This window comes from Paenibacillus sp. FSL R7-0652 (assembly GCF_038595045.1).
Taxonomy (GTDB): Bacteria; Bacillota; Bacilli; order Paenibacillales; family Paenibacillaceae; genus Paenibacillus.
Window position 1 is genome coordinate 232,450 of record NZ_CP152001.1, and the last position, 22,867, is coordinate 255,316.

Annotated in this window: 19 protein-coding genes; 10 read left to right on the forward strand and 9 right to left on the reverse strand. The window is 46.7% G+C overall.

The features are described 5' to 3' along the window. The first annotated feature begins 125 nt into the window (after nucleotides 1–125). The 6 genes from MKY97_RS01095 to MKY97_RS01120 all read left to right on the forward strand — a co-directional run bounded on the left by MKY97_RS01095 (nucleotide 126) and on the right by MKY97_RS01120 (nucleotide 7,519). Nucleotides 126–995, forward strand: a complete 870-nt coding sequence (locus MKY97_RS01095; RefSeq protein ID WP_342553738.1) for a sugar ABC transporter permease — start codon at nucleotides 126–128, stop codon at nucleotides 993–995. 15 nt (nucleotides 996–1,010) lie between these two features. Then, nucleotides 1,011–1,889, forward strand: a complete 879-nt coding sequence (locus tag MKY97_RS01100; RefSeq protein ID WP_342553739.1) for a carbohydrate ABC transporter permease — start codon at nucleotides 1,011–1,013, stop codon at nucleotides 1,887–1,889. A 267-nt stretch (nucleotides 1,890–2,156) separates the two neighbouring features. Continuing rightward, nucleotides 2,157–2,777 carry a polysaccharide deacetylase family protein gene (locus tag MKY97_RS01105; protein ID WP_342553740.1) on the forward strand — a complete coding sequence of 207 codons (621 nt, stop codon included), beginning with the start codon at nucleotides 2,157–2,159 and terminating at the stop codon, nucleotides 2,775–2,777. A 316-nt stretch (nucleotides 2,778–3,093) separates the two neighbouring features. After that, nucleotides 3,094–4,347, forward strand: a complete 1,254-nt coding sequence (locus tag MKY97_RS01110) for a mechanosensitive ion channel domain-containing protein (RefSeq protein ID WP_342553741.1) — start codon at nucleotides 3,094–3,096, stop codon at nucleotides 4,345–4,347. A 241-nt stretch (nucleotides 4,348–4,588) separates the two neighbouring features. Next, nucleotides 4,589–6,535: an AraC family transcriptional regulator gene (locus MKY97_RS01115; RefSeq protein WP_342553742.1), complete on the forward strand. Its 1,947-nt coding sequence runs from the start codon at nucleotides 4,589–4,591 to the stop codon at nucleotides 6,533–6,535. Between the two features lie 132 nt (nucleotides 6,536–6,667). Further along, nucleotides 6,668–7,519 (forward strand): aldo/keto reductase, encoded by an 852-nt coding sequence (locus MKY97_RS01120; RefSeq protein ID WP_342553743.1) that lies wholly within the window; start codon nucleotides 6,668–6,670, stop codon nucleotides 7,517–7,519. A gap of 186 nt (nucleotides 7,520–7,705) precedes the next feature. Here MKY97_RS01120 and MKY97_RS01125 read toward each other — a convergent pair whose 3' ends face one another. Beyond that, entirely contained in the window at nucleotides 7,706–10,879 is a 3,174-nt protein-coding gene (locus MKY97_RS01125; protein WP_342553744.1) for an alpha-mannosidase, read from the reverse strand. Between the two features lie 217 nt (nucleotides 10,880–11,096). Between MKY97_RS01125 and MKY97_RS01130 the strand changes: the two genes are divergently transcribed. Then, nucleotides 11,097–12,032: an AraC family transcriptional regulator gene (locus MKY97_RS01130; protein ID WP_342553745.1), complete on the forward strand. Its 936-nt coding sequence runs from the start codon at nucleotides 11,097–11,099 to the stop codon at nucleotides 12,030–12,032. A gap of 223 nt (nucleotides 12,033–12,255) precedes the next feature. On the opposite strand, the gene MKY97_RS01135 is transcribed toward MKY97_RS01130, so the two are convergent. The 4 genes from MKY97_RS01135 to MKY97_RS01150 all read right to left on the reverse strand — a co-directional run bounded on the left by MKY97_RS01135 (nucleotide 12,256) and on the right by MKY97_RS01150 (nucleotide 15,233). Then, nucleotides 12,256–12,942, reverse strand: a complete 687-nt coding sequence (locus tag MKY97_RS01135) for an ABC transporter ATP-binding protein (RefSeq protein WP_342553746.1) — start codon at nucleotides 12,940–12,942, stop codon at nucleotides 12,256–12,258. Further along, nucleotides 12,942–14,063 carry an ABC transporter permease gene (locus tag MKY97_RS01140; RefSeq protein WP_342553747.1) on the reverse strand — a complete coding sequence of 374 codons (1,122 nt, stop codon included), beginning with the start codon at nucleotides 14,061–14,063 and terminating at the stop codon, nucleotides 12,942–12,944. The genes MKY97_RS01135 and MKY97_RS01140 overlap by 1 nt, the downstream gene beginning before the upstream one ends. A gap of 113 nt (nucleotides 14,064–14,176) precedes the next feature. After that, nucleotides 14,177–14,743: a TetR/AcrR family transcriptional regulator gene (locus MKY97_RS01145; RefSeq protein ID WP_342553748.1), complete on the reverse strand. Its 567-nt coding sequence runs from the start codon at nucleotides 14,741–14,743 to the stop codon at nucleotides 14,177–14,179. Nucleotides 14,744–14,897: 154 nt separating this feature from the next. Then, entirely contained in the window at nucleotides 14,898–15,233 is a 336-nt protein-coding gene (locus tag MKY97_RS01150; RefSeq protein WP_342553749.1) for a helix-turn-helix domain-containing protein, read from the reverse strand. 105 nt (nucleotides 15,234–15,338) lie between these two features. Between MKY97_RS01150 and MKY97_RS01155 the strand changes: the two genes are divergently transcribed. Then, on the forward strand, nucleotides 15,339–15,722 hold the full coding sequence (locus MKY97_RS01155; RefSeq protein WP_342553750.1) for a RidA family protein: 384 nt from the start codon (nucleotides 15,339–15,341) through the stop codon (nucleotides 15,720–15,722). A gap of 382 nt (nucleotides 15,723–16,104) precedes the next feature. Here MKY97_RS01155 and pdxA read toward each other — a convergent pair whose 3' ends face one another. From pdxA to MKY97_RS01175, 4 genes are all read right to left on the reverse strand, one after another. After that, nucleotides 16,105–17,106, reverse strand: coding sequence for a 4-hydroxythreonine-4-phosphate dehydrogenase PdxA (gene pdxA / locus MKY97_RS01160; protein ID WP_342553751.1), 1,002 nt, complete (start codon nucleotides 17,104–17,106; stop codon nucleotides 16,105–16,107). Continuing rightward, a complete protein-coding gene (locus tag MKY97_RS01165) occupies nucleotides 17,103–18,398 on the reverse strand; it encodes a four-carbon acid sugar kinase family protein (protein ID WP_342553752.1) in 1,296 nt (431 codons plus the stop codon). The genes pdxA and MKY97_RS01165 overlap by 4 nt, the downstream gene beginning before the upstream one ends. 60 nt (nucleotides 18,399–18,458) lie before the next feature. Further along, nucleotides 18,459–19,445 carry a 2-keto-3-deoxygluconate permease gene (locus tag MKY97_RS01170; protein WP_342553753.1) on the reverse strand — a complete coding sequence of 329 codons (987 nt, stop codon included), beginning with the start codon at nucleotides 19,443–19,445 and terminating at the stop codon, nucleotides 18,459–18,461. Nucleotides 19,446–19,735: 290 nt separating this feature from the next. Continuing rightward, nucleotides 19,736–21,424 (reverse strand): PrpR N-terminal domain-containing protein, encoded by a 1,689-nt coding sequence (locus MKY97_RS01175; protein ID WP_342553754.1) that lies wholly within the window; start codon nucleotides 21,422–21,424, stop codon nucleotides 19,736–19,738. Nucleotides 21,425–21,645: 221 nt separating this feature from the next. On the opposite strand from MKY97_RS01175, the gene MKY97_RS01180 reads away from it, so the two are divergent. Continuing rightward, on the forward strand, nucleotides 21,646–21,867 hold the full coding sequence (locus MKY97_RS01180; protein WP_342553755.1) for a hypothetical protein: 222 nt from the start codon (nucleotides 21,646–21,648) through the stop codon (nucleotides 21,865–21,867). 113 nt (nucleotides 21,868–21,980) lie between these two features. After that, on the forward strand, nucleotides 21,981–22,817 hold the full coding sequence (locus MKY97_RS01185) for an alpha/beta hydrolase (RefSeq protein WP_342553756.1): 837 nt from the start codon (nucleotides 21,981–21,983) through the stop codon (nucleotides 22,815–22,817). The last annotated feature ends 50 nt before the right edge of the window (nucleotides 22,818–22,867 follow it).

Genomic DNA, 22,867 nt, shown 5'->3' on the forward strand with positions numbered 1-22,867 from the left:
TATAGGCTTTCTGTAAATTTAGACTTCCCAAGCCTAACCCATTTGCCATCTATAACAATGAAAATAAAGCCCTAACAAGGCGTGGTCCGGAATATTCCGGTCACGCCTTTGAGAGGAGAAGAGCAATGAACTCTGTATTTTCCAATAAAGGCACGATTGCTGTCTTTGTCCTGCCTACGCTGATTCTGTTCTGCGGCATTGTGCTGATTCCGATCTTTGTCTCCAGTTATTACAGTTTGCTCGATTGGAATGGTGTAGGGAAAGGCGCATTTATCGGCCTGGACAACTATGTAGAGATGTTTAAGGATACTCGTGTGACCAACTCCATCAAAAACTCCCTGCTGTTTGCAGGTGCCTCCGTATTCATTCAGCTGCCGATCTCGCTGGTGCTTGCATTAATACTGGCATCTAACGTGAAGGGGGAAGGCTTCTACCGGACTGTATACTTTATTCCTGTATTGATCTCGACGGTAGTTATAGCCCAGCTGTGGTCGAAAATCTACAATGCCGATTACGGTCTGTTGAACGTACTGCTGCAGCATATAGGTTTATCCAGCTGGGCGCAGGATTGGCTGGGTCAGAAGGATACGGCCCTGGCAGCTTCCTTCATTCCAACCCTCTGGCAGTACATGGGATATCATATGCTGCTGATGTATGCGGGAGCCAAATCCGTATCTCAGGATGTACTGGAAGCGGCACGAATTGACGGAGCTTCCCGCCTGCGTGTGGCTTGGTCCATTATGATTCCGCTGATGAAACCGATTCTGAAGGTGTGCCTTGTATTTTCCGTGATCGGGGCATTCAAGGTGTTCGACTTGATTTATGTACTGACAGGCGGTGGACCATTCTACAGCACCGAGGTACCGAGCACGCTGATGTACGCTACGATTTTTGATACATTCCGGTACGGATATGGCAGTGCAATTTCGGTCTTTATCATTGTGGAATGTCTGGTGTGTACCATCCTCATTAATTCATTATTCAAGACAGAGTAGAGGGGAGGAAGAGTTATGAGTACGATGGATGTTATGCTGCAAAAAAAGACCCGGCCAGAGCGTTCCGGTGGCGGAACCATCGGCAAAGTGCTGCTGCAGGCATTTTTGATTCTTATCGCAATTATTCAGATCTACCCGTTGATCTGGCTGGCACTGTTCTCCCTGAAGGATAACAGTGAGATTTTTAGCGGAGATGTGGCTGGGCTGCCCAAAGCCTTTCTGTGGAGCAACTATACCAAGGCACTCTCTGACGGGCATGTACTGAACTATTTTATGAACAGCGTGCTGGTCACGGTAGTCTCGATCGTGCTGGTGCTAATCCTGTCCTCGATGACGGGGTACGCAATTACTAGAATGAACTGGAAGCTCAGCGGGCTGACCATGACGATGATTCTCATGGGTATGATGGTGCCGATTCATGCGGCGCTGCTGCCGCTGTTTATTATTTTGAAAAACCTGGGCCTGCTCAACAGCTATTGGGCCTTGATCATCCCCTATGTGGCCTTCGGTATTCCGATGGCGGTTTTCATTCTGGGCAGTTTTTTCAAAGGCATCCCGAGAGAGATGGAGGAGTCCGCCGTTATAGACGGATGCGGGATTTACCGGACATTTTTCTCTATCATTCTTCCTCTCGTGACCCCGGCGATCTCAACGGTGGCAATTTTTACGTTTTTGTCGTGCTGGAATGAGCTGATGTTCGCCGTCACGTTTATTAACAATACGGCCTATCAGACACTCACAGTCGGCATGATGTCGATGGTTGGGACGTACATTACGCAGTGGGGGATTATCGGAGCGGGTCTTATGATTACGACAGTGCCGACAGTTGTGATCTACCTGCTGCTCAACAAACAGGTGCAGAAAAGTATGATTGCAGGTGCAATCAAAGGTTAGTTTTAAAAAAACGGAAAATCGAAGCGTTCACCTCAAAGCTTTCTGCAAGAAAGCTGCATCGGAGGCATGAGCTTATCACGGGATTTCTCACTGATTAAAGAAGAGAATCAAAAGATCTGGGGATAACAGCGATTGGAGCGTTATTCTGTCATTAAAGTGTCCGTGTAAACATACCAACTTCAACCTATATGGACTAGACCCTGGCTCACAGCCGTGGAATAATAAGGTGGAGTTGATCCGAGCAGTCAGAGAGGGGATTGTGGTTACATGATGGAACATTCGTTAGTCGAGCAGGTATCTGTGCAGGAAAAGGTTGTGGCCTTTACGTTTGATGATGGTCCGCATCCGGTATACACCCATCAAGTGCTGGAAATCTTCCGCCGTGCAGGCGGGCATGCGACATTTTTCATGATTGGTAAAGAGATGGAGGCATATCCCGATATTGCGGCAGAGGTGCACCGTGAAGGGCATGAGATTGCCAATCATACATACACGCATCCGAACCTCACTGAGCTTACGCTGGAAGAGGCCGAAAAAGAGCTGCAGCAGGCTGAACGTCTTATTCAAGAAGTCACGGGCAGTGCAGCCCGCAGCTTCAGACCGCCATATTTTGGTGTGAATGAGGACATTCTGGCCCTGGCTGCTGAGCAAGGATATCACTCCATTGGTACGGTAAACGGTGGTGCCCGGGATTGGGACAATCCCGGGGTCGAACACATTCTGGAGCATTCCCGTTCAGTCGTGAAATCCGGCAGTGTGCTGATCTTCCATGACGGGTACGGAGATCGTTCTCAGACCGTAGAAGCGGTTCGTGTGCTGGTGGAAGAACTAACGATGCAGGGGTATCGGTTAGTTACAGTGAGTGAACTGATGAGATTGGCGAAGTGAGTGCTGTAGACTGAAGATGAAGTGACATCAATTAGAGCAGACCCATCATTCTGTAGAATGAGCGGGTCTTTTTTTGATTTGGGAAGATTCCCTCCATTTGAGATATTGAACTGAAGAGTCATGAAAGGCTGCATGATGCATTACTTCTTCGAGGATTTCATATGTTAACAGGAAGGGATAATTGGGTATGTTAAGGGTTAAAAGCCTGCGGTGGAGCCTGGTTTCTTCTCAAGCGGGATCATCGCACTTCATTTTACTTTACAATCGTATCTACTCTATAATAGTAGGCTAAACTAGACTGCGTCAGGAGGAAACTATGGATTTTATCAGAAAACAGCTAGAGGAACTTGGCATGACCGAACCCTCCATCGGGTATCTTTCCAATATTATTATGATCATTTTTATTGCGCTCGTCTCGATGATTGCCAATTACATGGCCAAACGACTTGTTCTGAAGACCGTGCATCGGATTGTGAGCCATAATCGGTTCAAATGGGGACACATCGTCGTTCAGAAGAAGCTGTTTCAGAGATTATCACACCTCGTACCGGCTGTTATCATCTACTATACGGCGTACGTTTTCCCGGCCTATCAGGCTTTAATTGAAAAAGCGGCAATGACTTACATGATTGTCATCATGATTACGGTGCTGAATGCGCTGCTTAATGTATTCGACGATATTTATCGTACCTATGAAGTGTCTAAAATTCGTCCGATCAAGAGTTATATTCAAGTAGCTAAGATCGTTCTGTTCATCATTGGTGGCATTATCGTGATCTCCAGTCTGGTCGGACAGAATCCGTTGATTATTCTCAGTGGACTAGGGGCTTTATCGGCAGTATTGATGCTCATCTTCAAAGACTCTATTCTGGGTCTGGTCGCTGGTGTGCAGCTGTCGTCCAATGACATGGTGCGTGTAGGCGATTGGATCGAGATGCCGAAATACAACGCGGATGGGGATGTTATCGACATCACTCTGAATACGGTGAAAGTCATGAATTTTGATAAAACGATCACCATGATCCCCAGTTACGCACTGATATCAGACTCGTTCCGAAATTGGAGAGGCATGCAGGTGTCGGGCGGCAGAAGGATCAAGCGAAGTATTTATATCGATATCAGCAGTATCCGTTTCTGCAATGAAGAGATGGTGGCCGAGTTCGAGAAGATTCACTATTTGGCCGATTATGTCACGTCGAAATTAAAGGAAATCGAGGCGTACAATATCGAACACGAAGTGAACCGGGAAAGTAATGTGAATGGCAGACAGCTCACGAATATTGGTGTGTTCCGCGAATATATCCATCAATATTTGAGACATCATCCGAAGATTAACAAGGATATGACGATGATTGTGAGACAGCTTGCTCCGGAGGATCGCGGATTACCTCTCGAAATTTATGCGTTCAGCAATGACACCAACTGGGCTGTGTATGAGAATGTGCAGGCAGATATTTTTGACCATATCTTTGCGGTTGCATCAACGTTTGGACTGCGTGCTTTCCAGAATCCAACAGGCCACGATATTGTACAGCTTAAGGAGACCAAAGAGTACGTACGTGAATATTGATGGGCAGCCAAGTCTATTGAATTGCGGGTTTATTGATGTCCAAATATGCTGGAACGATTCGTATATAGTCCTAATACAGCCGTGTAATACAGCTCCAATACGCAGCTCATAAGATATTCAAATAAGCTATCAACCTCTCCGGTTGATGGCTTTTTGTCTGTGATATAATAGGGCATATTTTGAGGACGTAGAAAGATGTGAGGCAAGGTTCGGGAACAGGTACAGGCAGGGGGAGAAGTGAATGAAAAGCTCTACGGAATGTAATGCTCATATTGAGCAGTGGAGTCGATCAGCTGTGCGGTTGCAATGTATTCGGTCTTATCGTGCACAACATGAGGCAGTTCCAGATCTGTCCGAGTTTGAAGCACATACGGGGTTTTTCTTTATTGTTACGCATGGAGAGATCGGGGTGAGGATGTCGGGTGAATTTGTTCATTGTCGCTCACCTTACATTCTCCATGGAGCAGCGGACAAGAACACGAGTTTTGAAGGGCCAGATCATCATCAGGAATGGGGCGGATATCTAGTTGTATATACATCGTTATCTACATCATCAGAGGCTCAGGAGAGCTTAACTCATTCTTATGGGTTTACACCAAACGCGATGCTGCCAATTCAGGAAAAATGTGAAGCGATGAAACGTCACTGGAACAGCAGCGAGCTTTTAGATCGGCTGCAAGCCCAATCCATCTTTTTACCTATGGTGTACGAGGTTTTGAGCCAAAAACTGCAGACATTAGCGCAACCAGAGCATACTAAAACTAGCATCGTGACCGACGCGATCAAATATGTTCAAGCACACTATAGGGAGCCGATTACAGCGGAGAAGCTGGCTGGCAGATATGACTGCAGTACAAGTTATTTATCGCGTTTATTCCGCAATCAGATCGGACTAGGGCCAATCGAGTATCTGATTCATGAGCGTGTCCACCGGGCCAAGCAGCTATTGTTAAAGTCGGATGCACGGATTCAGGATGTGGCAAGCAAGGTAGGCTATGCAGATGTATATTATTTCAGTCGATTATTCAAAAAACACACCGGTCGTTCCCCGCTTCAGTTTCGCGCGGAACATAAACAAGCCGCTCAGGTTCAGAATAATCCATTACGCCGCTTGGAATCGTCCATTGTCTCCCTTCCCTTTCATTCTCATAATGAGAATGAGTCTTATTATCAATGGGATAAGGAAGGGGATACATCCATGTTTCGATTTTCAAGACCTGCCTTTGGAGCCATGATGGTATTATGTACATCGTTGATTCTTAGTGCATGTCAGGCAAGTAATACAACAGGAGGGGCTGCGGCAGCTCAAGAGCCTGCAAGCCAAACGGCGACGGCAACCGCATCAGACAGCACTGCATCGGAAACGAGAAAGTACAAGCACCTCAAAGGGGAGACCGAAATTCCTGTGCATCCACAGCGTGTCGTCAGTTTCTTTCATCTGGGTGAGCTTGTCGCACTTGGCGTGAAGCCGGTGGGCACAACGACGTATGTTTTGGACAACCCGCATATTAACGACAAAACAGGAATTACCGATATCGGCATACCGCCTGATGCGGAGAAGATTCTGTCTCTGCAACCAGACTTGATTGTAACAACACCTGCACTAGCCGAGATTGTGGAGGGGGGGTATGATGCGCTGAGCAAGATTGCTCCAACCATTGTGATTGAGCAGAACAATGAACCCATCAAAGATATAGCGATGTTTGGGGATATTCTTGGTAAACAGGAAGAAGCGAAGCAGTGGAAAGAGAAGTTTACAGCCAAAATCGCAGCGTACAAAGCGAAAATCAGCCCTTATGTTCGTGCGGATGAAACGTTCTCTATACTAAACGTACGTCCAGATGCCCTTTTTGTATATGGAGATACCAATATGGGGGGCAATATTATTTATAAATATCTTGGATTGAAGCCGGCAGCCAAGGTAGAGTCCGACGTCATTCATGGCGAAACATGGGAGGTATCCACCGAGGTGATTCCCGAGTTTATCGGTGACCGTCTGTTCCTCGCGGTAAATAAGGGTGCTGAGGACAAGCTTAAGGATGTACAGAAACTGATCGATGCCTCTCCAGCAGGAAAAGCAGGCCATGTGTACTCTATTGATTTTGATCAGTTCCTTCCGAGTGACCCTATTGCGGTAGAGAAACAGCTGGATATCATAACGGATCTTATTATAGGAGATGCCAAGTAAGTCTTTAGGAGGTAGAGGTGCCGGAATTGATTCAAGCATGCGTGGAAGGGTAGAATAACGAGAGAACGATTTATATTTTTCAATCCTGTTTCAGGAAAGATCATACAACCTTTTACAAAGGAGAGTTCTCGAATGAATCATATCCCGGAGTACACGTTGAATGATGGCTTGAAAGTGCCTGCGATTGGTTTCGGTACGTACAGTTTAAAAGGCGAGGCGGGCGTTCAATCCATTGTGTCTGCCTTTGATGCAGGGTATCGTTTGATTGATACGGCATATAACTATGAAAATGAGGCTACCGTTGGTAGAGCGATCAAACAAGGCTCCATCACGAGGGAAGAGCTTCTGGTTACCTCCAAGCTGCCGGGCAGATATCATGCCTATGACAAAGCGTTGGTCGCGATTCAGGAGTCATTGTACAGAGCCGATCTGGACTATTATGATCTGTATCTGATCCACTGGCCTAATCCCAAGCAGGATATGTATGTAGAGGCATGGCAGGCTTTAATCGAAGCGAAAAAACGCGGGTACATCCGCTCCATCGGTGTCAGCAATTTCCTGCCTGAGCACAATGAACGGCTGGTACAGGAGACGGGGGTCGCACCAAGTTTGAATCAGATCGAGCTGCATCCATTCTTCGATCAGGCGAAGCAGCGGGAGCAGGATGCAAAGCATGGCATTGTGAACGAATCCTGGAGTCCCATTGGACGTGGGAATGATGCTTTGCAGGATATTTTGAAGGACGAGAATATTGTTCGCATTGCAGAAACGCACGGTAAAACGCCTACACAGGTTATACTGCGCTGGCATATTCAGCTCGGCTCTATTCCGATTCCTAAAGCAGGTTCACTGCAGCATCAGCAGGAAAACATCAACATATTTGATTTTGAGTTGAACGAAGAGGAGATGAAGGTCATCGCTTCGTTTAATCGTGCGGATGGACGGTTGTGGAATCAAGACCCGAGTGAGTACGAGGAATTTTAAGAGATAACTGAGCATTTAAAATAGAACGCATACCAAAAGAGTGCCCTCGTCCATAAGGACAAGCGGCACTCTTTTTATAAATAGAACAATTTATTGGCTAGCAGCTAACAAGATTCCCGAACACGTCTTTGCTTGGACATTTTCTGGTATTCACCACTTGAAGACAATCTTGCTCAGCCAGATGCCTTATACACGCGGAAAACGGAACGTCAGAATCTCATATGGCTTAATGTCAAAAGCAATACGAGCATTCTCTACGCGGCGCTCCGCTTCGATGTTCTCCAGCAAATCACATGCATAAGCTGTGGCACCTGTTCCCTCAGGCAATCGCAGGGAGGCACGACTGCGGCGGCCATGAGCCTCGTAGACACGGATGATCATGTCATCGTTGTCCTCGGCTTTTTTGATGACCTCAAGTACGACATTCTCCTGATCCACGGAAGCAAGTGACCATGTACCCGGTAGCGTGCCAGTTTGCTTATCTACTTCAAGACCAACCAGCGGACGGTTGAGATCATAAGCTGCCTGGATAACACGTCCCTCACGGAAATCACCCTGATGCGGATAGAGGGAGTAGGTGAACACATGCTGCTCTTTGTCGGCATTTTCGTTTGGATAGGTTGCGCTCTTGATCAGGGACAGGCGCATCACCGAATTGTGAATGTCATATCCGTATTTGCAGTCATTCAGCAGGGCCGCACCGTAGCCGCTTTCGGCCAAATCAGCCCACTTCTGACCACATACCTCAAACCGGGCCTGATCCCAGCTCGTATTGCGGTGTGTTGCGCGTTCCACGTTACCATACTGGATTTCATAGACGGCTTTTTCACTCCAAATATCGAGTGGGAAGGCAGCTTTCAGCAGTAAATGCTCCTGTTTCCAATCTACGAAGGTACGGAAGTCGATCCGCCGTGTATGTGCGTAGAAAATGATCTTTTGTTCAATGATAGATTCCATAAATTGTCTTTTCACTTGAAGCACGGAACGTACCGGGCCGCTTTCTACCCATTCCATCGACTGCAGGTCATTGATCTCCCACATATGCTGTTCATAATAATCGTCAATATTCCATGCCTCATACTCCGCAGGACGATCCTCGAATACCTGCAGCACATTGCCGCGCTCACCGGATTGAAGCAGTTCACGCCCCTCCAGTTTGTCCCACACGGATATAAATTCAGCACTTTCATTCAGACGAATATCATACCAAGGGGTCTCGATGGATTGCTGTTCGGATTGCCACTGGGCAGCCGATACACCTGCACTGCCAAGATCAGCAGCGGCATCCGGTATGATGCGGAACGTTTTGTAACCTGATGCAGGCACATTCTCTGCAAGGAACACAAGTCCGCCCTCTGGGGTGTACTGGCTTGGTACTGGACGCTCTCCATCGTGTACCGTTACTTTTTTCGCAAAAGCAGGCAGTTCCACCACATCTGTCCGTGCAAAACCGGTTGGGTTAAAGACAACGATGGCCTCGCCGTCCGACGTAATCTGGCTTACAATTCCGTTCAAGGCGCTGCTCTTCAGTTCGTCCGTGACACGCAGCACCTCTTCATACTGTTCCTGCGAATCGATGTATACCTGCTCAATGGAGCTGCCTGGCAGAATATCATGGAACTGGTTCAGCATCGTCAGCTTCCATGCATGCTCCAATGCGTCGGTTGGATATACGGCTTGTGCATCCGCCTGACGTTGGATCATAGAGAACAGCTCGGCATCGGACAGTGCAAATTCGCTGTGGCGGTTATACTTTTTATTACGAGCCATGGATGTATACGTACCGCGGTGATATTCCAGATACAGCTCGCCTGACCAGCGCGGAACCGAGCGTACGCCGTCCAAATTCTGTTCTAATTTTTCGAAAAATTCACGCACAAATGTACGTTTTACCGTTGGTACGCCGGGAAGTCCTTTCTCAAGCCGTCTGCCATGTTCCAGCATTTCCTCGGTTGGCCCGCCGCCGCCGTCTCCGAATCCGAAGCACTGCAGTACGTCGGTGTTGATGTCTTTGTTCTGGTATCGCTGCCAAGTGCCTTTCACTTGTGAAGCATTAAAACGTCCATTGTATGTTGTTTCGAAACGGTGCTTTCCGAATTCCGGGTGCGGGATATAGTCTTTGGCCGTGATGAAATGCGTCAGAACCTCCGAACCGTCAATGCCTCTCCAGTACATCGTATCGTTTGGAATCTGGTTGGTATCATTCCAGGCAATTTTGGTCGTCATAAAATAGTCGATCCCGCTCTTGCGCATAATTTGCGGCATTGCTGCGCTGTAACCAAATACATCGGGCAGCCACAGCACACGGTTCTCTACGCCGAATTCTTCCTTGAAGAAACGTTTGCCATAGATAATCTGACGGATCATTGATTCGCCCGAGATCAGGTTGCAATCCGCTTCCAGCCACATCGAACCTTCTGCTTCCCAGCGGCCTTCAGCTACCTTTTCTTTAATTTTCTCATATAAAGATGGAAAGTCTGCTTTCAGGTATGCATAAAGCTGCGGCTGGGAGGACATGAATGTGTACTCCGGAAATTTATCCATCAGATAGAGCACGCTGGCGAAGCTGCGAATGACCTTCTCCCGTGTCTGATCCAGCGTCCACAGCCATGCCACGTCAATATGAGTGTGACCAATGCAGTGAACGGTCGGGATATGATCACTTTCGGGACGAGTTTCCCCATAGATATGGTTTTGCAGATACTGGCGTGCTTCCAGCACAGATGCATGAAAAGCCGCGCTGTTTTCTTGGCGTAAATCGAGCAGATTTACAGCTTCGTTCAGCTGTTCGATCAGCTTCAGGCGCTCCAGATCATCCTCGCGCAGCAGGTCTGCCGCATCCAGTGCAGCCTTCAGGTCATAATACAAATTCGAGACAGGCTCATGATGCTCGGCAATATATACGTTCAGGAAAACATCAGCTGCGGAAGTGCTGCAGTAGGCATACAGTGCCAGCTCGAACTCTTCCCCTTTGACAGCCGATTGCGTCAGGTCGATTTCGGTATGATTTACATCCAGACCGCAGATCAGCTCGCCATTCAGGAAGGCCAGAAACTGTGGATTATCGTAGTTCCAGATATCTGTGGCACCGGTAACGATGGCGCAGACAACCTTTTTTCCTTCCAAGTGGTCGGGAATACGAATGCGGGTTTTGAAGCAGCTGTGTACATCTTTGCCGCCCCAGCCGTCACCTTTGCGGAATACGTTCCATGAAGAAGGATCTTCATGCACGAGGTCCCATGTATGGTATCCGCTCTCTTTATGGTAAAGCTCGGGTATATAGGTCTTTGACGTTAATCGCGCACTTTCCAAGTGTTTCACAATCGTTTGGATTCGAGTAGACAAGGAATTCAATTTCATATGTGTTTCCCACCTTGGTATTTAGTAAGTACAAGCTGTGAGGGTTACTTGAACAACAATAGAAGCTTCGACTAGAACGTTGAAAACGCTGACATTTTAACTTCATCATATCAAATGTGAAATGATCGAAACTACGTAATGTATGCTGAAAATACCGTCCTTTTATTGCATTTCATGCTAAAATGAAGGTGGGAATGATCAGGGAAGGAGCCTGTCCATGACATCATCGGTTTTGGCATATGAGAGGGGATATGCGATCCATGTGAACCAGCCGGGGGAACCGCTTTTTTATCACCTGGATTATGATGAGCGTTCACATGATCTCAATATGGAGTTTCAGCATTTTCACGATTTTTATGAAATTTGCATTCTGCTCGATCGCACTGCTGCGCATATTATAGAAGGGAGTTTATACGAGATTCAGCCCTATGATATCGTACTGCTCCAGCCGGCTTTGCTGCATAAAACCCAATATCCAAAGGGGCTGCCGCCCAAACGGTTAATCATTAATTTTGCTATACCTCGCCATTTGCCTGGACTTGAGAACGGTTACAGCGAGCTGTTTACGATATTTAATGCGCAGGTTCCCATTTTCCGCTTTTCGGAAGAGCGGAGGAAGGAAGTCCTTGCATCGATCAACGACATTTTTGCGATATCAGAGCAACCTTCTCCCATTCAATCGGTTGCTATCCATCATAAATTTATCGAATTTCTATGTGGTCTTCATCGTTATGCGGCGGAGAATGGCTATGTTCGTGAGGAAACAGGATCATCCATGACCCAGCGAATGTATGCTGTTGCATCCTATATTCACAGCCACTATCAGCAGGAGATGTCGCTGGATGACGTGTCCAGGCGATTTTATGTCAGTGCACATCATTTATCGCGCCAGTTCAACAAAGTCACAGGTTTCACGTTTACGGAATATGTGCAGATGACCCGGATTCGAAATGCCCAACAATTGCTGCTGCATTCCAGTGAGAAAATTACGGATATTGCTGCCCAATGCGGCTTCACCAGCTTTTCGCAGTTCAATCGTATTTTTAATAAGCAGAACGGGATGTCGCCCAGTGCCTATCGCAGAAGCAGACCAGCGCAGGATGAGCGTCAGTTGGTTTTTGCAGGTGAAGGTGAAGGGCATAAGGTGACTTAAGGAGTGGTAAGGAGCATTACGTAGCATTACGTAGCAATAAGAAAACTGTATCATCTTAAGCAGGTATGAGTGAGAGTCGGATTGAGTATCTGAAGTATGGGGTATGAGCGGGATAAACGGAAATTTGGCGCAAAAACAGGAAGAGTCAACTGCCAAGTAGGGAGCTGACTCTTCACCATATAGGGGAGGTAATTCATTTTTAATAATAGGGTTAAAGTTACAACTAAGACGTTGCAGCGAGCGTTAAAATTCCATCATTCATTCTGTATACCTTATCGCAGTAAGCGAGCATACGCTCATCATGCGTGACCATAATGGCTGCTTTATGGCGTGATTTGACCTCTTGTGCCATAAGGCTGACTACTTCATGGGCTCGCTTGGTATCCAAGCTTGCGGTGGGTTCGTCTGCCAGGATCAGGTTAGGATCATTCATTAAAGCGCGAGCAATCGCTGTGCGCTGTTTTTCGCCGCCTGACAATTCCTCCGGGAATTTTCGCAGCTTTTGTCCGAGTCCGAGCTCTTCCAGCAGTTTGGTGGCGAATTGCTGATCATCCTTTTTGAGGGTTCCAGACATTCTTTTTACGATGAGGAGCTGATCCAGGACATGGAGATAAGGAACTAAATTAGATGACTGCATAATAAACCCAATTTCTTTCAACCGGATATCAGCTAATTTCTTCTCCGTAAGCATCGAGATCAGATTTCCGTTCAATCTGACTTCTCCCTCTGATGCTTTAAGCATGGCCCCAGCGATCGACAAAAATGTACTTTTACCAGAACCGGAAGGTCCAACGACAGCGGCAAACTCTCCTGGCTCTACAGATAGGGACACATGATCAAGAGCCTTCATCTGATTACTGCCTTCACCGTAAATCATCGTAACTTCATTCATCTGCAGACCTTTCGTCATTATTCAACCCTCCCGAGCGCTTTGAGCGGATCAATCTTTGTAATTTTGCGAACAGATACCAACGAGCTTAACATCGCAATCACGAGCAGGATGACGGAATAGGTCACGACAAGACTAGTCTCCAGCTTGAATGGCATACCTTTAGGCATAATCGCAGCAGTCCCGTAAGTCAGTAAGATACCGACCAGAATGCTTGTTACCGACAGGACAAATACTTGCGATACGATCGTTTTACTCAGAAACTTGTTGCTGGCACCTATAGCTTTCATAATGCCGAACTGATTCGTCTTTTGCATCGTGATGACATAAAAGAATACACCGAGTACAAAGGCAGATATAGCGAGCAAAAATGCAAGCATCATCAGAATCGTACCGTTCTCTTCCTTGTATCCCGGCATGCCTTGTACCGCTTCCGCCCGAGTAACGGTATCTGTGCCAGACAAGGTCGCATTGAGTTCAGCCTGATCGATATTTTCACCCTGCAGCATGATGGCATTGACGGGCTCAGGCACTCCTTTATCGGAACCTGGAGCAGCAAAGGCAATCTTCCGCCATTGATCCATCGGTGTAAATACAGATGCCACATGGTTATACGTCTCATTCTCCACAAAGCCGATTATGGTTAAGGACTCTGTCGTACCATCGAGTTGGAAGGTATCCCCAAGTTTAAAACCCTCATCCTTCAAGGTTGAATTTACCACGACACCCGTAGGGTTATCCAAAGACAGGGGTTGACCTTCAACGATATTCGGCTCCAGAAAGCTTCCCGGGTTAATGCCTAGGATCGCGACATCAACTTTATCTTCATTCTTCGAGCTTTTTCCCTTCATTGCTGTTGCCATGGAGCTTCCCATGGGTGAAGCAGCTTCGACATTAGGCATTTTTTCTGCTTCAGCTACCCGTTGAGCAGATAATAAAGACTTGCTCATGGAAGACTGGGAACCCTCTTCAAAAATGACATAGTCTGCTTTCATATTTTTAAACGTAGATGCAGCCAGCGTGGACAGCCCATTGCCTAGACCAGATAAAATAAATACCAGCCAAGCGATCAATACAAAAATAATGATAATCATTAAAAATTTCAATTTGCTATGCATTAACTCTTTTACAGCTAAAAACACTCTCTCAACTCCTTTTATGACACTTGTGTCAGATTCGAAGTGTCGCGACACACGTTCTCATTTATTAAACAATATAAATGACACATGTGTCAAATTTATACCAAGAAAAAAACTCAGCTCTTGGCCCCTCCAATCCATGTTTGAAAAAGCAGTCTGCCCCAATCAGCTGTAGGCAAATTCATCATGTTAGGTGTATTAAACAAGTTGAAAAAGACACCAATAAGTACAGGTAGAGGGATATCTTGGCGGAGGGATTTGTTCTGCTGAGCACGTTCAAACAAACGTGATAATTGAATTTTGAGTGTCTGATGCGCATCTTCAATAAATTCAAGATCCTTCGCTGCCGCAGCAGAATTGGAGGTATTAATTTTACTCGCATCACCCAGAAGCTGATGGAGTGCAGCCTCTTCAACGTAAATGAGGAGCAGTTCTTCCAGCGCTTTTAATGGGTCAGACTCATCAACGGCTGATGCATGTTCCAATACATTAGCGATGACTCGCTTCATGCAAGCAGCCACAATCTCTTCTTTATTGGCGTAATACTGATAGATGGTACTCCGAGCTCCAGAGAGATGCTGAGAGAGCAGCTTGAGGTGAAAACCGTCGTACCCATGCTCCAGCACCAATTTTTTGGTCATATCCAGCAGCTCTGTCTCCGTAAACGATTGCTTTCTTCCCATTCACAATCTCTTCCTTCATATGATTTAAAACGTTTCTCTTGGTATTGAAATAGTACAGGGTACTGCCCATTTCACTGATTATACTCAGTTTAGCATAAGATAAGCCAATCTCGAGTAAAGCCCATAAGAAATGATAAGAAATCCACATCCCCATCTAACGATTTTTTTCGCCCCACTCACACAGCTGTTCCAGCACAGGTAAGAGAGATTGTGCTTTGGGTGTCAACGAATATTCTACTTTGGGCGGGATCTGCGGGAACTCTTTACGCATAACTAATCCATCAGCCTCAAGTTCCTTGAGCTGCGCACTTAAAACTTTGTACGTAATTGCTCCAATCTGCCGCTGCATTTCATTGAAACGAACCGGCTGCTCGGCAGCGAGCAGGTATAAAATAATCATCTTCCACTTTCCACCGATGACTGACATAGTGTAGCCAAAAGGTGTGTCTTGAACAGCTGTATTCTCGCCGTTAAAGTCGGATATGCCCATGTTTACACTATCCTTTCAGATAGTACCTATCCTTATTGTGCGTACTATCCTAATCTTTTTGCCCAGTCTATACTAGCCTTAATTTAAAGTAAAGGGGATAGTTACATGACCACAATTCAAACGTACAATCATGATCTCTGGGATCACGGCATCTCTCAAGGCTACTGCGTCGACAATACGCTGTACATCTCTGGACAATTCTCCCACAGCGCAGAAGGCGGCTTTGTTGGAGAGGGTGATATTCGGGCACAAGTATTACAGACACTAGAGAACTTGGATACCGTCTTAGCACAGTTTGGTGCAGCAAAGTCTAATCTCGCCTATGTTGAAATTTACTTGACTCAGGCGCAGAAGCACGGGGAAATCGCCATCGAAATGTTCAAACAATATATCGGTGGGCATCGGCCGGCGGGCAGTTTGATTGGGGTGAATTATCTGGCATTCCCGGAACAATGGGTGGAGATTCGAGCCGTTGCCCATGTTCGTTAGTGTGGAGTAGGGAATCAAAGGAATACTGCTCGTGATATCATTTATCTCCGATTCATCCTCTCCCCGTCAGGGTAAAAATAAACATTTCTCAATATGCATATAACATGCCTTAAAGGAGTGAGGATGAATCATTTATAAAGTTTCACCCTACATACTTAGCTGGGTATTTTTATTGTCATTTTGGACGGGCTGTGGATTGTACAGACATATGATGTCTATGATAATTACCCTGGATCAGCATGGAGTCTCTTGGTGATCGGATTTTGTAGTCATCTGAGTCATACATAAATTAAATTCAAAGAAGCAAACCCGCTAATAACGGGTTTGCTTCTTTTCCTAACTTTACTATGACGTATAGGTATACGTGATAATAGTGCTCCCCTTACACCAAATCCTTCGGTGCAAGTTCAATGGCGGAACGGATAGCCGCCAGCATGCTTTTATCATCAGCAATGTTTTTGCCAGCGATATCAAAGGCAGTTCCGTGATCCACGGATGTGCGGATAATGCCGCCTTTCAGTCCAACCGTGATGTTCACGCCTTCTTCAATGCCCATCACCTTGATTGGGGCATGACCTTGGTCGTGATAGCAGGCTACGACGATATCGAAATCGCCGCGGCCCGCCCGGAAGAAGAGTGTGTCCGCCGGGAGTGGACCAACGACGTTAATGCCCTCCTGCTGCGCACGTTCAATGCCCGGCTGCAGCTTCTCTTCTTCTTCCCCGTTACCGAACAAGCCGTTCTCTCCGGCATGAGGATTAATCCCGCATACCGCGACGCGAGGATTCTCAAAGCCTGCTTTTTTCAACGTATCATGAGCCAGCTTCACAACTGTATAGGTTCTTTCCGGGTTAATGCTCGCAATAGCATCGATCAGGCCCATATGTGTGGTGAGGTGAATGACGCGCAGATTTGGCGTGGTCAGCATCATGGAGAAGTCCTCGGTGTCCGTCAGGTCTGCCAAAATCTCCGTATGGCCCGGATATAGATGGCCTCCCAGATGGAGAGCCTCCTTGTTCAGCGGTGCTGTGCAGATCGAGTGAATCTGCTTCTTTTTTGCCAGATCAATAGCTCTCGCTAAGAACTTGAATGCTGCGTCACCTGCTGCAGCGGATACTTTACCGTACTCCAAATCGGCAGGCACCAGATTCAGATCGATGACGTCTACGGTGCCGAACTCATACTTTGCTTCCGCAGGTTCATGGATGGCATTTACGTTTAAGCTGGAACCGATCACAGGCAGCACACGCTCCAACATCTTGGCATCACCGATCACAAGTGGATTGCACTGGTCATATACCTCCTGATGTCCTAGTGCTTTCATAATAATTTCGGGTCCAATGCCTGCGGCATCGCCCATTGTTATACCTACTGTGGGTTTCATACGAGAATGCCCCCTTTTAGTTTTTGAATCGCATGGATAAAGACGTCGGGTTTACCGAATCCCCCAGCTTTGGTAATCACATATAAATCTTCAATACCCATAAATCTGGAGATTGGCACGCCAATTTCAAGCTCGTCCAGCAGCTCGAAACCGCTGATGTTCCATTTCAGACAGATTTGTTTGGCTGTATCGCCGCCTGTCATGGACACTCCTTTGAACAGGCCTTCCTCCAGCAGCCGGGCACAGATTTCACCGATTGCACGTACGATTTCGTTGCTGACCTGCGTGTGATTCAGGCCCCGATTCTCGCCTGTGGCGCGTGCCAGCTCAATATCGATGGATTCAGCGGTGGAGTAGAGTACCACATCTTGTCCCTCCATCGCTTTGGTTCTGACCTCGTCGTAGACACGTTCCATCTCTGCCGCACGGTCTGCTTCTGCAGATACGGCTTTGAACGAGTGGAAGGACACGGATGCGATCCGGGACTGACGAAGCAGGCGATATAACTGCTCACGAGAGTTTTTATTTACGCTGCCCACCACGGTCAGGATCGGTCCGGAATTCGGCGGGATTGTTAGTGCAGCGGATTTGGATTCCAGTTCGTAGTGAGCCGGAAGGTAGTTGGCAATACCTGCAGAACCTGCCCAGGCAAAAGTGTACGGCATGCTCTTCGTCATCTGCAATATCAGTTCCAAATGCCGTTCCTCGGTGGAGTCCACCAGCACATACGGGACGCTTTTTTGTTTCAACTGCTCCAGTCTGGCATGAACCTGCTGCGATCCGGCTTCCAGATCGGTGACGGTAATCTCACCTACGCTGTAATTAGTCTGCTGTTTGAGCAGGTCCGGAAGGTAGGAGATGGTCACGGGTGTCTTCGGATCAAGAGCGATTTCTGTCTCCGCAAGCGGCACGCCGTTCAGGTAATGAATGCCCTCCAGAATGGTGCGGTTATTTTTCGGATACCCCGGAGCGATCATCATAAAATCAGGTTTTACAGCATCGTATACGGCATCAATCTCGATGCCGATATTACCGCGCATGGTAGAGTCCATTTTTTTGAAAATGGTATCAAACCCGTTCTCTGTCAGCAGTTTGGCTGCACGATACACACGCTCATAAGCTTCTTCCGCTGCAATGGAACGGCTGTCTGTATCAAAAACAACGGTATCATAAGAGGCCAGTGATGCCTCGTCCATATTAAATAGAACACTTGTCTTCAAGCCATGCCGGGCTAGCTGCACCCCGCTGTCATTGGCACCGGTCAAATCATCTGCAATAATGGCCAGTTTCATGCAGTCATCCCTCCTTTAAAAATCCATTATGAAATGAAATTACTTAATCCACGCCTACGTTTATGTGGTCGGTCGTTCATTATATTTGGCGACCCCGCCTGATTTCTCCAGTCGTTTGGAGAGGAAGCCGATAAAGATAGGCAGCAGAATTGCTGTCGTTACTACACTTGCCGCAATCTGCACGGTGGCGATCTCCGCAATGGGACCAAATGAAGCGTTGGCAGCTACGATCGCAGCCGGTGTGCCCACCGCATTACCTGCTGTAGAGCCCTCGGATGCACCGACAATGGGGTTCCAGCCAATGGCTTTGAAAAGCAAGTATCCAACTCCGCCTGTAAGAAGCACGGTCAGCACGCCGAGCAGAATTCCGCCAAGTCCACCTTGGATAATGGAGGAGAAGTTGATCCCCATACCGAGTGCAAAAGCAAAGAACGGGACAAGTTTATCACTGCCTTTGTGCAGCCATTCAGCTAGGTTGCGGTCCAGATTACCAATAATGACACCAACAATCAGTGGAAGCAATACCGCGACAAAGGACATTGGAGAGAACATACCGTTCGCAAAACCCATGGCACCAAAGATCGAGAGCGCTACCATGGTTAGAAATGGTCCGTCACTAAGTGCGAGGAACGGGTAGGCTGCTTTGTCATCTTCTTTACCGTATTGGCCTGCAAGTGCGATATACAGACCGCCATTAGAGTTCGTCATCGCTGCAATAATGGCCAGTGGGGCTAGTCCTAGAAATAACCCATTCGAATCAGCAAATAATATAGCGATAAAACCAAGACCTGCACCGATTGCCCACTTGAATGTAAGAAGGGTCAAACCTTTACCCACGGAGGAACCCGCTGTTTTGAACGTGATCTGCGTACCGGCAATTAACAGGAAAAGCGCAATGAGTGTACTGGCACTGTTTACAAAGAGAGCTTCAGTAAATCCCCCGATGCGCAGGGCATTCGGGAAAAATGTATTGATCGTTGCACCCAGCAAAAGGGGAACAACCATCATACCGCCAGGGATGCGATCTAAAGTTGCTTTAATATTCATAGTCATAGCTCCTTATGAAGTAATCGTTTTCTTGAAGCGCTTGCAGGGATTATATTATCCCATATCGTTTCATTTAGCAACAATAAATTACTTCTAATTTAAATTAAGAGTAATGTTGTTTAAAAATGCAACACATTGTTGATGTGAGGCAGCCACGATAGATATCACGAGAAATATCATGTGGATGAGCCGGATCCCGATGAAGCTCAAGCCAACCTAATCTACGGCAGATTCATGCAGCATCCGGCAGAACAACCTCAAACAAGCAAAAAAAAGACGTAAACTTAAAGTTAATCTTTAAGTTTACGCCATAATGTGGCCCGGTTAATCCCCAGGCGCTCAGCAGCTTTGGATTGATTATTATTTTCTTCCTGCAGCACCAGCTGAATAATTTCTTTCTCAATCTCCTTCAAAGTACCGTTCAGTTTCATTGCACCTGCACTCGCAGCAAACTGCTGGTGCAGCAGCCGGTTCAACGTTTCGCTTGTGATTACATAATCCGGCTCGTTAAGTGCAGCTTGTTTAATCAGATGTTTCAACTGATTGACGTTCATATGTGAGGCTTGATCCCGGATCAGCCGCAGCGCATCCTCCTTGATTCGCACAGCGGTCGTTCCGTATTTGTGGTAATACCCCGTCAGGAAATGCTGCATTAATGGTTCGAGGTCCTCAGCACGGTCAGCAAGGCTCGGCATAAGGAGCATGTTCAGACTCAGCTTGAGTGTCCAATTCGGGTCAGGCACGTGCTCGCTCAGAATAAACAGGCCGATGCTGCTTTGGAGACAAGCTTCAATGAAGGTCAGCAGCTCGGGGTCATTTAGGCGCGATTCAATCTGATTCAGCTCTACCGTTTTCACTTTGGTCAGCGGGATTTTATGCAAATGGCCCGAGGGAACCTGAGATAGATCAATCTGTAATAACAGGCCGCCGCCGGAGTGCATTTGATGCATATGTTTGACCAGAAAAGATTTCCCTGAATCCGCTTCGCCCAGCAGATATATGGGTTCATGATGGGCATACAACGCACGGATGTTTTTTAACAGTGCCTGCATGGCGGGAGATTCGGCAACGATGGGTTCCATGGAGGAATCCGTGTAGGTCATAATGCCGAATTGTGCAAAGGCATAGGGCTCCCCCTTTTCCAGCAGATATACCTTGTAACTCTTGTCATCCAGCGTTGTTTCGTACGCCTGAACTGTCAATTGGTAGTCGTCCACCATAAACACGTTCTGGATTCTGGATTGATGGAATTCAAGACTGGTATTGATCAGGTACAGATGATTGTCGGTAAGCGGATTGCGGTCAAAATCGGTTAGGTTCTCAAAAACCACATCATCTTGTTCGCCCAAAATCAACAGATTTGGATGCTCCTGTGTAACCAGATCATTTAGAATGACAGATAAGGTCTGGTTTTTACTCAAATACCGGTAGACCAGCTGTGCATCTTCCATCGCTCTGCGAATGGATTCTGTGCCGGATTGGATCAATAATCCTTCCAGACCATAGGCCTTGGCCGTATTAACAGTAATAACGTCACCTACAATCTGCTGGTAACCGGATGCCTTCAATTCCAGCAGCAGCCGTGCAACCTCTTCCGAACTGTGGATCGTATACACTTTGAGCGGCAGATCCATAAGATCGATAATGGATTGTGCACCGGATGTAATATTGGAGAAACCAACGATCGCGGTCTGTCCGTTATACTGACTGGCTAAGGTAAGTGAACGAATCATGTCATAACCCGACAGCTGCACATCAATAACCGGTACGGTAACGGCTTGTTTGATTAATTGGGCGGTTCCCCCACGGCTGATAATAATTTCTGCTCCCTTTTTCTCGGCCTGTACGGCCAGCTCAACGCCTTTCGCCAAGTCACCCACCTCGGTTAGAACGGATAGCTGAGGATAACGAGGGATGCATTCTTCTATAATAGGAATCATCGACTCATAAGGAGCGATGAAATGAACTCGTGTACGCATAATGTTCCTGCCTTCATAAAATCATTGATCCCTTTATTATAGCTAACTTGCACAGGAAAGACATCTTTGGAGCGATGCGAAGAGCGATGTGATGAACTGCACTGAATCGAAAGAACATCTATTTCAAAATTAAAGCATTATGCAAAAGGGGTGTTTGATCGTTTAAGCGAGAGGTACATTGGGATGCTGTAAGTGAATTTAAGAAAAAGGAGTGGTTACACATGCCAAATATGCATAAAGCGGCAGACCCGGATCACATTATTCAACATGTTGTGGAGAGGTTCCCGTGCAGGGTATTGTGGAGTGAAGGTCGGCCTTGCCTAGAATATCAGCAGGAAGAAGATTTAGCGATAATTACAGAATACGTGCGGACTGTGTATGGTGTGGAGCTGCTGGATGTCTTTTTTACAGCGGTAGAGAGCCTGCCAGAGGAAATATCATGAAAACTGCTTTCAAGCGAATAGGGTATACAGCATGCGCAATAATTGGAGTTTTGTTCCTGTTCATGATTATCAGTTTTACGAACCATCACATCAAATTAAAGAAGGAATCCGCAATGTTAAGCCCACCAGGTGTTATGGTTTCTGTAAACGATCACATGATGCATGTTTATACTGAGGGTTTCGGGCCGCAGACGCTCGTTTTTCTTTCAGGGGCGGGTACATCTGCACCCGTATTAGACTTCAAGGCACTTTACTCGAAATTATCTGTACAACACCGAATTGCTGTAGTGGAGAAAGCGGGTTACGGTTTTAGCGAAACAGCAGATGTCTCTCGGGATATTGACATGATGTTAGAAGAGACACGTGCAGCCTTGAATAGGGCTGGTCAGCGTCCGCCATATATACTATTTCCACACTCCATGTCGGGTATCGAGGCTGTATATTGGGCACAAAAGTATCCTGATGAAGTAAGAGCTATTATTGGAATAGATCCTGCAATTCCAGAAGTGTATGAGAAATATCCACTGCCCTCAAAGCTGATGTTGAATGTCGTAACTTTGGGAGCACGCATAGGGATTACACGATTTTTTCCGGCGATCGCAGATTCTTCTGCCGCCATTCAGGAGAATCAGCTGTCACCCCATGATGAGGAGCTGTACCGGGCTTTATTCTATAAAAATACACAGACATCCAACATGAATGAGGAAATCAGGATGATTAAAGCAAATGCCAAGAAGGCAGCTGAACAAGGCGTTCCGGATGTGCCGATGTACTTTTTTATATCCAATGGTGAAGAGTTGCCCGTAGAAAATTGGCAGGCAGATCTTGCTATGTATAGCGAAGCTCTGAAGAATGGCAAGTACCTGATCATCGACGGTGGACATTATCTACATAATACAAATACGGAACAAATAGCTGAGGAAAGTGCCAAATTTATTGCAGAGCTGTGATGAATTGATTATGAAAAATGAAACGTATGCCGTCCTATTCATGTATTATA